At 73.1% G+C, this 11546-nt stretch carries 11 protein-coding genes; 5 read left to right on the top strand and 6 right to left on the bottom strand.

Annotation, left to right across the window (positions count from 1 at the left end):
- Nucleotides 1-3: 3 nt before the first annotated feature.
- Together O7631_RS20520 and O7631_RS20515 are read right to left on the bottom strand one after the other, a co-directional pair.
- Nucleotides 4-756: a hypothetical protein gene (locus O7631_RS20520; RefSeq protein WP_278145714.1), complete on the bottom strand. Its 753-nt coding sequence runs from the start codon at nt 754-756 to the stop codon at nt 4-6.
- Entirely contained in the window at nt 753-1253 is a 501-nt protein-coding gene (locus O7631_RS20515) for a SigE family RNA polymerase sigma factor (RefSeq protein WP_278145713.1), read from the bottom strand. Before O7631_RS20515 ends, O7631_RS20520 begins: the two co-directional genes overlap by 4 nt.
- 138 nt (nt 1254-1391) lie before the next feature.
- On the opposite strand from O7631_RS20515, the gene O7631_RS20510 reads away from it, so the two are divergent.
- Complete coding sequence (locus tag O7631_RS20510) at nt 1392-2228, top strand: DUF3152 domain-containing protein (protein ID WP_278145712.1); 837 nt, start codon at nt 1392-1394, stop codon at nt 2226-2228.
- Nucleotides 2229-2252: 24 nt separating this feature from the next.
- Here O7631_RS20510 and O7631_RS20505 read toward each other — a convergent pair whose 3' ends face one another.
- Both O7631_RS20505 and O7631_RS20500 read right to left on the bottom strand, forming a co-directional pair.
- Entirely contained in the window at nt 2253-2888 is a 636-nt protein-coding gene (locus tag O7631_RS20505) for a hypothetical protein (RefSeq protein ID WP_278145711.1), read from the bottom strand.
- Nucleotides 2889-3009: 121 nt separating this feature from the next.
- A complete protein-coding gene (locus O7631_RS20500) occupies nt 3010-4197 on the bottom strand; it encodes a snapalysin family zinc-dependent metalloprotease (protein ID WP_278145710.1) in 1188 nt (395 codons plus the stop codon).
- Between the two features lie 242 nt (nt 4198-4439).
- Between O7631_RS20500 and O7631_RS20495 the strand changes: the two genes are divergently transcribed.
- Nucleotides 4440-5003, top strand: coding sequence for a hypothetical protein (locus tag O7631_RS20495; protein WP_278145709.1), 564 nt, complete (start codon nt 4440-4442; stop codon nt 5001-5003).
- 408 nt (nt 5004-5411) lie between these two features.
- Entirely contained in the window at nt 5412-8540 is a 3129-nt protein-coding gene (locus O7631_RS20490; RefSeq protein ID WP_278145708.1) for a BTAD domain-containing putative transcriptional regulator, read from the top strand.
- Between the two features lie 70 nt (nt 8541-8610).
- Here O7631_RS20490 and O7631_RS20485 read toward each other — a convergent pair whose 3' ends face one another.
- Nucleotides 8611-9507, bottom strand: coding sequence for a hypothetical protein (locus tag O7631_RS20485; protein WP_278145707.1), 897 nt, complete (start codon nt 9505-9507; stop codon nt 8611-8613).
- Between the two features lie 190 nt (nt 9508-9697).
- On the opposite strand from O7631_RS20485, the gene O7631_RS20480 reads away from it, so the two are divergent.
- Nucleotides 9698-10195 carry a hypothetical protein gene (locus O7631_RS20480; protein WP_278145706.1) on the top strand — a complete coding sequence of 166 codons (498 nt, stop codon included), beginning with the start codon at nt 9698-9700 and terminating at the stop codon, nt 10193-10195.
- A gap of 153 nt (nt 10196-10348) precedes the next feature.
- Here O7631_RS20480 and O7631_RS20475 read toward each other — a convergent pair whose 3' ends face one another.
- Nucleotides 10349-10687: an L-rhamnose mutarotase gene (locus O7631_RS20475; RefSeq protein ID WP_278145705.1), complete on the bottom strand. Its 339-nt coding sequence runs from the start codon at nt 10685-10687 to the stop codon at nt 10349-10351.
- A gap of 166 nt (nt 10688-10853) precedes the next feature.
- Here O7631_RS20475 and O7631_RS20470 point away from each other — a divergent pair, with 166 nt between their 5' ends.
- Nucleotides 10854-11534, top strand: coding sequence for a response regulator transcription factor (locus O7631_RS20470; protein WP_278145704.1), 681 nt, complete (start codon nt 10854-10856; stop codon nt 11532-11534).
- Nucleotides 11535-11546: the final 12 nt, after the last annotated feature.

The raw sequence follows: 11546 nt of genomic DNA, 5'->3' as shown, positions 1-11546 counted from the left end.
GCGTCAGAGCTGACCACCGGCGGCGTCGCGGGCGATGATGCCGTCGAGCCGCTCCCCCGGGGTCAGCACCGTCGGATCGAACCAGAAGATCACCACCTGCTTGTCGACACTCCACCGGGCCAGGCGGGCGTCGACCTGCCGCCCGTCCACAGTGCCGATGACGCGGTGGGCGGGGCCGACGAAGTAGCCGAAGGTGGGCACCTGCCTGGTCGACGGACGCTCGTCGTAGCCGATCTGGTGGAACCCGGGGCTCCGGTCGGCCCCCTCCACGTCGTTGACCAGGATGTCCGTGGTCAGCATGCCGTCCGGGAGGCGTCGACCGGCCGCCAGCCCGATGGTCACCTTCGGTGCGGCGGGCACGGACACCCGAACGACGTAGTACACCCGCTGCTCGGTGCCGTACCGCACCTTGCTGTCGATCACCTGGCCCAGCGGCTTCGGGGACGGCACGTCGCCCGCCGATGGCGGAGGGGTTGGCTCCGTCGACCTCGCCAGCGTCGGCGGAGAACCGGACGGTGTCGGGGCGACGGCCACCGGCGGTGGGCGATCGGCCGTCGGCGCAACACCGGTCCGGGCGTCGACCGCCACCACGACGACGGCGGCCAACCCGGCGGCGAGCGTCGCCGCCCCGGCTCCGGCAACCCGCCGGCGGGTACGCAACCGTCGCCCATCGCGCATCACGGCGGCCAGGTCGAGGACGGTGTCGGGGCGCTCGGTCGCCCGCATGGCGTGGCGGAGCTGCTCCAGCTCGCTCATCGGCGCGCCTCCTCGTCGGCGTGCCGCGGCGCCGCGGCGCGTAGTTTCTGCAGGGCCCGCGAGCTGGTGCTCTTGACCGTGCCCACGGATACGGCGAGTTCCCGGGCCACCTGCGCCTCCGGTAGGTCGAAGTAGTAGCGCAGCACGACGATGGCCCGCTCCCGAGGGCTGAGCGCGCGGAGGATGCCGATCAACCAGCGCCGGATGGTTACCTCGTCGGCCACGTCTGCGCGCCGTTGCTCCGGCACCTCGTCGGTCGCGTACTCGCGCATCGGCCGGCGCCACCCGTCCACCAGGTGATTGACCAGGGTGCGGCGGGCGTATCCGTAGGCGTCGTCGTCGTGGACCCGCGACCAGGACGCGTACGTGCGGGCAAGGGCGGTCTGCGCGGCGTCCTCGGCCAGGTGGTGATCGCCGGTCATCAGGAACGCGGCGTGCACGAGCCGCGCGGACGCCGCCCGCGCGAACTCGACGAACTCCGCGTCGCCCCGCGCCACCGTGAACCTCCCCCGTGCCACACCGCTATGGACGGGTCAGGTCGGCGAAAGGTTGAGCGGTGGGTCACATCAACTTTTCGCCACGGTCACCCGTCTTCTCCTCCGCGCCGCCGCCGAAGGCTGCGCGAGGGGAGAGACATGTCGACGAAGGTTACCCACCGATGGCGTTCCGCCTCGGCGACGCTGCTACTGGCGGTGGCGCTGCTCACCGGATGCGGACTGCCGGCCGACTGGCGGCCTGCGAACGACCCCGTCGCCGCCGGGCCGTCGCCCGACGGGCCCCTCGCGCCGGTCGCCACCGGCGGACCGACCGGGGTCGTCGACGTGGTTCCCAGTTCGGTGCCTGTCGTCCCGATCAGCTATCCCGCCTCCGGCGGGAACCGGTGGGTGACGGCGCCCGCGGAGGCGGCACCGGCGCGGACCGGCCGTGGCAGCTTGATGCGGTACCGCGTCGCCGTGGAACGCGACATCCGGGGCCTGCCGGTGGAGGACATCGCCACAGTGATCACCAAGACCCTGAACGACCCACGCGGTTGGACGGCTGGCGGGGCCTGGCGACTGCGCCGGGTGGGTGCCGGCGATCCGACCGACTTCACCATCTACCTGGCCACTCCCGGCACCCGTGACACTCTCTGCCAGGACCAGCCGGAGGGCTACACCTCGTGCCGCAACGGTGGTCGCGTGGTGCTCAACGTGGCGCGGTGGGTCAAGGGGGTGCCCGGGTACGGGGCGAGTCTCGCCACCTACCGGGAGTACATGGTCAACCACGAGGTGGGGCACAAACTCGGGTTCGGCCACGAGCGGTGCCCCGGGCGGGGCCGACCCGCGCCGGTGATGCAGCAACAGACGCTGGGTCTGCACGGCTGCACCGCTAACGCCTGGCCGTACCCGCAGGGCAAGGTCCGCTACAGCGGGCCGGTCGGGGCGTACGACGACAGGATCCCGCGTCGCGAGGGCGCGTATTCCGCGCACTGAGCCTGATCGAACGGGGGGGGCGCCTCAGGTGCGGCGGCCACGTTCCTGAGCCAGGCGCTCGTCCAGCCTGCCCAACTCGTAGATGGCGTTGAGGCTGGTCGGCAGGCGGCTGACGTTGTCCGGCGCGGGTTCGGGATCAGGAGTGGGAGCGGGGGACGGGGCCGGCACCGGCGCCGCGGAGGGGCCCGGGGCGCGGCGCCGCAGGAACAGCAGGGCCAGCACCACCAGGACGCCCAGGAGGAGCAGGTAGGACACGGGCGGCCACCGGTCGCGGGCGGAGTCGGCCGGCGGAGCGGCGACCGGAGCGGGGGCGTCCGCGTCGCGCACGGGCACCCCGGCCTCGCGGCTGCCCGTGCTCCCGCCGCCATCGGGACGGGCGGGTGCGACGACGGGTGCCGCCGGAGGTCGGGCACCGGCCGACGAAACGACGGGCGGGGTGATGGCGGTGGGTGCCGCGGAGCTGGGGCGGGGGGTGGCGGCTGGTGGACCGGGCGTGGACGGCGGGGCCGGGGTGACGCTCGGCGGGCGGTCGCCGTCCAGCAGGTCGTCGACGATCCGGCCGACACCGCCGAGGAGTTCGCCGACCGGACCCGGGGTGGCCGACGGCGACGGCGTGGGCGCGAGGGCGAGGGTCAGCACGAGGGCGAAGACGGCAGGCACGAGGGCCACCTCCGGTGTGTCGATGTGCCAGGCACCGTACCGCAGTGTGGGACCGGGTGGGTGACGCTGCCACGCCGGAGGCGGGGACGTGGTGCGTACCCGCCTCCGGCGTCTCCCATGGTCAGACCGGCAGGCCGCCGACCTGGGTCGAGATCCACGATCGGATCGAGGGCAGGTCGACGTAGATGGACGGGCCGGTGGCGCAGGTGGAGTTGTTGTTGCCGGCCCGGCTGGTCGCGCCGATCAGGTTCCACACCCCGTTGACGCGGCGTACCTGCGGACCGCCGGAGTCGCCGTAGCACGCGCCGGAGTTGCCGTTGGTGTTGTTGGTGCAGATCTCGTACGGGCCGTTGATGCCGGAGCACCGGCTGTCGGCCACGATGGACGTGTCCAGCTCGTTGGCGACCGTCGGGGCGGAGCCGCAGCCCCGAGGTGCGCAGGTCTGGCCCCAACCGATGATCCGGGTGGCCGTGCCGACCGCGCCCGACGTGCTCGGGATCGGGGCCGGGGCGTAGGTGACGGAACTGGCCAGTTGCAGCAGCTTCACGTCGACGCTCGGGTGGTTGACCGCGCGGGTCACCCGCACCACGGTGCCGCCGCTGGTGCGGTTGATGCTGCCCACCCGTACCGAGGACGGCGTCGAGCAGTGCTTGGCGGTGACCGCCCAGTTGCCCTTGATCAGGGTGCCGGTGCAGCCGGAGACGTACACCATGAAGGGGTAGTTCTCCGAGGCCGGACGGCCGCCGACCACCAGCGGCGCGACGTCGGAGGAGGTGCCGTCCCAGGTGTACGTGGTGGTGCCGGCCGGTGCGGCCAGGCTGCCGGCGAACAGCGAGTTCACCCGGCTCGCCTCCGCCGAGCTGGGGTTCGCGTTGCGGCAGGAAACCGGGGCGCTGCTGCCGGACATCAGGTCGGAGCAGAGGCCGGTACGCCGGTCCGGAAGGCCCAGGATGTGACCGAGTTCGTGGGCGGCGATGCGGTTGCGGTCGTAGCCCTGGTTGACGGCCGTGCGCCCCATCCAGATCCGCCCCGAGCCGAGGCCGGTCGGCTGCGCCCGGGGCCAGCCGTCGTCGACGTAGATGGTGATGCTGGCCGGGGTGCCGGCCAGCAGCCGGACGTTGCCGACCCGGCTGTTCCAGATCTGTGCGGCCTGGTCGAAGTTGGTGCGGAACTCGCCGGTCCGGCTCGCGTCGTAGTAGACGGTGCGGACGGCGGCGGCCGGCGCGCCGGTGGTGAGCTGCACCCCGGCTGCCGCCAGGGTCGCCGCGAGCATGGCCAGCGCCACACGTCGCAGTTGTCGTCGGAACATCACGCACTCCCCTGCGGTCGTCCGGCGACCAACGGTCACCGGTCATTGAGATGTGTCGATGCTAGGCCGTGAGTGGTCGGCGACTGTCATAGCGGAAGCGTCATACCGGCGCGGGCGATGGCTGTTACGCAGCGGTTACGCCGCAGCGAAGCGCCCGTGCCGGGGCGGGACGACGGTAACGGCAGAGGGCCACCGGCAGCGTCGCCGCGACGTGACCCCGAGGATCGAACGGAGGGACCACGATGAGGATCACCAGCGCACTGGCCGCGGTGGCGGTCGTCCTCGCCGGACTGGTGGCCGGCGTGGGCAGCAGCAGCGCGGCGGGCAGCAACAGCGCGGCGGCCTACTGCGGGATCACCTGGGGCAGCGCGGAGAAGTCAGCCGGCACGCTGAGCGACGCCCCGTTGACCGAGGTACGCACCGGCCGGCACGACTGTTACGACCGGGTCGTGTTCGAGTTCGCCGGGCCGGTCGACGGTTACGCCATCGGCTACGGCGAGACCTGGACCGAGGGCGAGGGGTTGGCGTTGTCGCCGTACACCGCCGGGGGTGCCCTGCTGCGGGTCTCGCTGCGGGCCCCGGCGTACGACGACGCGCACGAGGGCACCGTGCCCTACGCGGTCGGTGAGCACGTCGCGAACCTGCTGCGCTACCCGACGGTGCGGGACGTCGTCTTCGGCGGCAGCTTCGAGGGCTACAGCACCTTCGCGGTGGGTGTTCGGGCGCGGTTGCCGTTCCGCGTGCTCGTGCTCACCGGACCGGGCACGCACAGCCGGATCGTGCTCGACGTCGCGCACCAGTGGTGACCTGCTGAGGCGGTGACGGTCGCGGACGTCTCGGCGGGGGGCCGACGTGGTGGCGCTTCCCGCCGGCCTCGGCCGGCGGGAAGCGCGGGTCCCCGTTTCACAGATCGTCGGGCCACCAGTGCGGATCCAGGCTCTTGCCGTGGCCTTGCGGGCAGCGTCCGTAGCCGGTGCTGGACACGTTCCAGTGCTGGCGGCAGTAACGCCCTGGCCAGCAGATATTCAGCCACACGTGCGGCAACACGCCTGCGCGTCCCGGATCGGGTACGCGACCGACCAGGGTCTTGCCTCACCGGAGGCCGCCGGTGAACCTTAATCCACGGACACCGATCTGGTCGTCCGGAAGCGCGGCATGACCGGAGGAATGCGGTGCACCCGTTACGGGCAGGTCGTCAGCGGGGAGTCTGCTGCGTGGTGGCCGCCGCCGGTTACGGCAAGACCACAGCCCTGCGCCGCTGGTTTCCCGTCACCGGTTCCCGCTGGTGCCGAGGGGACGAGGGACCCGTACGCCACCTCGTCGCCGACGCCGTCGCGGCCGGCGACCGCGTGGTCGTGGTCGACGACCTGCCGCCGACCTCGGCGGAGCACCTGCACCTCCTGCTACAGGAGGTCGGGCGGTGGGCGGACGACGTCACGGTCGTCCTCGCCTCGCGGTGGCCGATGCCGGTGCCAGCCACCCGCCTGCTCGGCAGCGGTCTCTGGACCGAGCTGGGCCCCGCCGACCTGGCGCTCTCTCCGGACGACGTCGCCGACCTGCTCGCCGAGGAGTACGGCCTCTCCACGCCGGACCTCGCCGACCGGGTGTACGCGGCGACCGGCGGCTGGCCGGCGCTCGTCCATCTGTCCGCCGAGACCCTGCGGCTGGGCGGGGTGCTGACCGGGCCACTCGCCCCGAGCCTCAGCGAGCCCGGCGGGCCGATCGCGCGGTACGTCACCGACGAGGTGCTCGCCGCGCTCCCGGCGGACGCGAGCCGGCTGCTCCGCCAGGTCGGTGCGCTGACGCCGGTGACCGTGGGGCTGTGCCGCGCCCTCGGCCACCGCGGCGCCGCGCGCATCGTCGACGAGCTGCGTCGCACCGGTCTGCTGACCCGACCGGCCTGGGCGGCGGCCGGTCCGGGCGCACCGACGCCGGAGGAGCACCTCGTGCCGATCGTCGTCGAGACCGCCCGGCACGGGCACCGAGCGCCGACCGCCGACTGGGTCCGCACCACGGCCGCCGCCGCAGCAGCGTGGTACGACGAGCACGGCCCCCCGGTCGCCGCCGCCCGCGAGTACCTGCGCGCCGGGGACCACGCGGCGGGCGCCCGGGTGCTCGACGCGCAGGGCGATCGGATGATCGCGGCGGGTCGCTCTTCCACGGTGATCGAACTGGTCCGCATGGTGCCGGACCGGCACCGCAGCCGGCGGCTGCGCCTTCTGCTCGGCGACGCGTTGCGCACCCTCGGCGACCTGGGCGCGGCCACCCGCGAGTACGACGCCGTCGCCGAGGAGGACTGGGACGCCGGCCTCGCCTGGCGGATGGGCCGGATCCACTACCAGCGGGGTGACGCCCGGGCGGCCCTGGCGACCCTCGGCCGGCCGCTCGCCCGGCCCGCCCCGCCCGCCGATCGGGCGCTACTGCTCGCCTGGACCGCACACGCGCACCTGCTGGCCGGCGACACCGAGACCGCCACCGACCACGCGCGGCAGGCGCTGGCTGCCGCGACCAGCGCCGGGCAGGACGACGTACTGGCCACGACCCACCTCAGCGTCGCCCTGTGCCTCAGTGTCGCCGGCGACAGCGCGGGCAGCGAGGAGCACTTCGCCCTGGCACTGCCGATCGCCGAACGCACCGGTGACGTCCTGCTGCTCACCCGCATCCACACCAACCGTACGCACCAGTTCCTGCGAACCGGCCGCTTCGCCGAGGCGCTGACGATGGCCGAGCGATCGGCCCGGTATGCCGCACTGGCCGGCGCGCCCAGTCTGCGCGCCATCGCCACCAGCAACGAGGCGGAAGCGCTGGCGATGCTCGGCCGGTACGACGAGGCGGTGCAGCGGTACCAGGCGGCGCTGGCGTTCTACCAGCAGAAGGGCTCCCGCCGGTTCATCCACGCGCTACTCGGACTGGGTGAGCTGTACCGCCGGCGGGGCTGGCGCGAGCAGGCGCGCGCCGCCTACGAGGAGACGATCCGGGTCACCGAGGAGACCGGCAACGCGCACGTCCTGGTGGCCGCGCTCGCCGGGCTGGCGCTGGTGCGACTCGACGACGATGTGCCGGCGGCGGCGCAGCACGCCGACCGGGCCGCCCGGGGCGTCGCGGACGAGATCGTCGTGCCCGCACTGCTGGCCCAGGGCTGGGTGGCGCTCCGGATGGCCGCGCCCGACCGGGCCACCACGCTCGCCGGCGACGCGGCCCGCATCGCGCGCGGTCAGGGCGACCTGGCCGGGTTGGCCGACGCGCTCGAACTGCGGGCCGCCGCCGAGCAGGACCTCGGGCGGGCCCGTGCGGCGCTGCGCGAGGCGTACGCGATCTGGACTCGGGCCGGTGCGACGATCGAGGCGGCCAGGCTGCTGGTCGTACTCGGGCGGTTGCCCGGGGCCGACATCGACGATCGACTGGCCGGCCTTCTCGCGGGCGAGCAGGTCGCTCTCGCCGGAGCCCTGGTGGATCGGACGGCGAGCAGTTCCGGCGGCTGGGCGCCCGGCACCGGCCCGATCTACCAGCGGGTCGTGATCCGGGCCCTCGGCCGGTTCGAGGTGCACCTCGACGGCCACCCGGTGCCGGCCTCGCAGTGGCAGTCCCGCAAGGCGCGTGACCTGGTACGGATCCTCGTCGCCCGGCGCGGCCGCCCGGTGCCGCGAGGCGAGCTGTGCGAACTGCTCTGGCCGGACGACGACCCGGATCGCACCGGGCACCGGCTGTCGGTCCTGCTCTCGATCGTCCGCGGGGTGCTCGACCCGACGAAGACGTTCGCCCCCGACCACTTCCTGGTCGCCGATCACGCCTGCATCGCGCTCGACGTCGGCCGGTTGCGGGTGGACGTCGAGGAGTTCCTCGCGCACGTCGCGCACGCGCGGCGCCTGGTGGAGCGGGGGGCGCTGGCGGAGGGGCGGACGGTGCTGCTGGCCGCCGACCGGCTGTACCGCGCCGACGCGTTCGAGGACGAGCCGTACGCCGACTGGTCCGGCCCGCTGCGCGAGGAGGCGCGGGCGGCGTACCTCGGCCTGCTGCGCATGCTGGCCCAGGTCAGCCGAGCCACGGCGGGACCGGCGGCTGCGGTGACGTACCTGTTGCGGCTGCTGGAACGGGATCCGTACGACCAGCCGGCGCACCGGGCGTTGGTGCGCACGCTGGCCGCCGGTGGTCAGCACGGCGAGGCACGCCGGGCCCTCGCCCGGTACCGCGAGGCGATGACCGCCATCGGAGTGCACCCGCCGGACGAGATCATCCTCGCGCCCGGTCGTCCGGGTCGGCAGCAGCCGCAGGCCGTCGATCACCGGGGCTCGCCGGCCGCCGCCAACGGCCGGAGGGATCCGGCCCCCGACCGTGGGCGTTGACGGCGGGGCCGCTGCCGGCGGCGGGAGACCGCGCCCCGACCGGGTTCGTCGGCGTGCGACCGGCGGCCGATCAGTGGAAGACGGCCGACTCCAGGGCGGACACGGTGAGCGAGCCTGCACCGTCCCCCTCTGCGTCGTCCCGGGCTGCGGCCGCCCCCGGTAGCTGACTCGCCCGGACGGCCTCGGCGCCCGCCTGACGAAGGGTCGCGCTGGGGAGAAGCGCGCTGAGGAAGAAGGGACCCGCCCCCGTCACGCGCGCGCCGACCCCGTACACGTGGGCGTTCGGGCCGGCATCGGCGGTGACGACCGTCTTCGGCCACGTGCCGTCGTGCCCGCTGGCGGCCTCGACGCGGACGCCGGGCGGCCCGGTCGGTTGAGTGGGCTCCTTGCAGACGCCGACGGCCGTGAGACTCGCCGGCTCGGCGGGCCCGCCGGCGTGCACCCGTACCGTCCGCAGTCCGGGGCCGAAGGCGACCTCGTCGACGTACGTCTGGTCCACCGGTCCTTCGAGACGGAAGCCGGTGCCGACCAACAGTGTGTCGCCCGGGCAGCTCACCTCCGCCGTCGACGCCGATCCGACAGTGGCCGTCGCCCGCACCGGTGGGCTCGTCGACGAGTCGCAGGTGGCGTAGGCCACCACCGACCATGCGCTCGCATGCCCCGTCCGGGCTGTCGCGGTGACGGTCACCGACGTCAGCTCCGGGTCAGGCTCCATCGCGGTCAGCACCACCCCGCCGTTTCCGTTCACGATCCGAGCGCCCGCCGCGAAGACGGAGCGCGCCCCCGGACAGGTCGCGGTGGCGACCTTGGTCACGCTTCCGTCGCTGTCGCTCGCCCGCTCGGCCCGTACCGGTGCGAGCCCTCCCGCGTGGGCGGGCCGGCCCGGTGCGGCCGCCCCTGCTGTCGTACCCAGCGCGACGGCGACGGCGCCCGCCGCCGTCCGTCGTGCGATGTCCACAGTGCGCATGTCGCTCCCTCGCTCTCGCCGGTCCACTCTGGCCGGGCATCACCATGGTCCGGGCGGACCTCAGGGTGGCGTCATGGTGCGCCCGCGCCGATTCGCCACCCGGAGCGGATCGTGACGCGACCCTGAGGTCCCTGCCGAGACTCGATGTCGGACGCCGCGCAGTGGCCGCGGCGCGATCGAGGAGGAAGACATGCGGATCAGCAGAACGGCGACCCGGCTCCTGGCGGTGCCCCTGGTGGTGTGTGCACTCGGGCTGATCGGGGCGAACCCGGCGCAGGCTGCGGTGCGGACCGACCGGTTCTCCATCACCGAGCGGCACTTCGACTTCGGCGACGGCGACCTGGGCAACATCTCCGGGGATCCCAAGGCCGACGGCCGGCTGGAGTGGGATCTCGTCAACGGCACCTGGGAGCCTCGGCTGCTCGGGCGCATCTACATCAACAACGCGTCCGGCGAGTGCGTCCGGGTACAGATGGTCATCACCTACCAGAACGGCGTGGTGGTGACCTACACCGACAACGCGTCGGAATTCTGCGCCCCGAACGGGAGGACCTGGTACAACGACGTCGACTTCACACCGGTCAGGTCGCCCTACGTCGCGAGCGTCGTCGTCAGGCTGCAGAGCGCACCGGCGGGCGGGTGGTCGTTCGCGACCGAGGGAGCGTCGGCGCCGTACTTCACACCGTGATGGCTGCCCTAGGCGTGTCCGGTCATCGGATGACCCGGTAGGCACCTCGTCGATCATGGAGTTGTGGTGGCGGCATAGCCGCCAGGAGTGCCCATACCGGGCACCACAACTCCATGATCGACGCAGCGGGGTGACGGTCGAGGATCCCGAGCGTCAGGCCTGGTCGGATGCCCCTGCGGTTGCTTCGTCGGTCAGGTGCCAGACCTCACGCATCGGAGCCCACCAGTCCCCCGAGCCGGGCTCGGCGATCGACTCCTGACACGGGTCGGTCAGCTTCCACCACTCCTGCGTCTGCGGGTCGGCGGCGATGAACCGCAGGTCGGCCTCGTAGTCGTCACCGACGTACTCGTAGTAGCCGAAGAGCAGGTCGCCGTGGAGGAAGATGGTGTAGTTGCGGAAGTTGGCGTCGCGCAGCGTCTGCTCGACGCTCGGCCAGACCTCGGCGTGCAGTCGCAGGTAGGTTTCCCGCTGGTCCGGGCGGAGTCGGATCACGCAGCCATGACGTTGCACGTCGTGCCCTTTCGTGTGAGCTGATCGAGGGGTGCCGAAATCATCTGACCATAGCGGTTGGACGGTGCTTCGCAGAGGAGCTGCCTGGTCTCTGGGATCAGCCGTTCCGGCAGGCTGCGCAGCGTGGCGACGGGTCTACCCTCAGGTGATGGAGGGCCGCGTGCTGGTGGTCGAGGACGACGCCTCCATCCGGGAGGTCACCGTCCTCGGGCTGCGCCGCGCCGGCTTCCGGGTCGAGGGCGCCGTCGACGGACGGCAGGCCCTGGCGGCCTGGCGGGCCCGCCCCGTGGACCTGATCGTGCTCGACATCATGCTGCCCGTTCTGGACGGCCTGGAGGTCTGCCGGGAGATCCGGCGGACCAGTCAGGTGCCGATCCTCATGGTGACCGCGCGCACCGACACCATCGACGTGGTGGTCGGGTTGGAGTGCGGCGCCGACGACTACCTCCGTAAGCCCTTCGACCTGCCCGAGCTGGTGGCCCGGGTCCGGTCGGTGCTGCGTCGGGTGAGCGCACCGGTCCCGTCGACGCTCATCGAGGTCGGCGACCTGGAGATCGACCCCGGCGGCTTCGTGGTCCGCCGGCACGGCCGCGAGGTGGCGTTGACCACCACCGAGTTTCGCCTGTTGCTGGAGCTGGCCCGTCGACCCGGCCAGGTCTACACCCGGGATCTGCTGCTGCATCTGGTCTGGAACCACGACTTCCTGGGCGACTCCCGGCTCGTCGACGTGGCAGTGCAACGGCTACGCGCCAAGGTCGAGGAGGACCCGGCGCGGCCACGGCTGGTCCAGACCGTGCGTGGCGCCGGCTACAAGTTGTCGACGGATTGACGGGAGGGACGG

Origin of the sequence: Micromonospora sp. WMMD967 (genome assembly GCF_029626165.1) — a bacterium.
Lineage (GTDB): Bacteria > Actinomycetota > Actinomycetes > Mycobacteriales > Micromonosporaceae > Micromonospora > Micromonospora taraxaci.
The sequence above is the reverse complement of the archived record's forward strand: the minus strand, read 5'-3'. Positions and strand labels throughout refer to the sequence as shown.

Bases quoted from the DNA above. Each gene is read 5' to 3' on its own strand.
- O7631_RS20520 (WP_278145714.1), bottom strand. From the start codon at position 756: ATGAGCGAGCTGGAGCAGCTCCGCCACGCCATGCGGGCGACCGAGCGC.
- O7631_RS20510 (WP_278145712.1), top strand. From the start codon at position 1,392: ATGTCGACGAAGGTTACCCACCGATGGCGTTCCGCCTCGGCGACGCTG.
- O7631_RS20500 (WP_278145710.1), bottom strand. From the start codon at position 4,197: ATGTTCCGACGACAACTGCGACGTGTGGCGCTGGCCATGCTCGCGGCG.
- O7631_RS20495 (WP_278145709.1), top strand. From the start codon at position 4,440: ATGAGGATCACCAGCGCACTGGCCGCGGTGGCGGTCGTCCTCGCCGGA.
- O7631_RS20485 (WP_278145707.1), bottom strand. From the start codon at position 9,507: ATGCGCACTGTGGACATCGCACGACGGACGGCGGCGGGCGCCGTCGCC.
- O7631_RS20480 (WP_278145706.1), top strand. From the start codon at position 9,698: ATGCGGATCAGCAGAACGGCGACCCGGCTCCTGGCGGTGCCCCTGGTG.
- O7631_RS20470 (WP_278145704.1), top strand. From the start codon at position 10,854: ATGGAGGGCCGCGTGCTGGTGGTCGAGGACGACGCCTCCATCCGGGAG.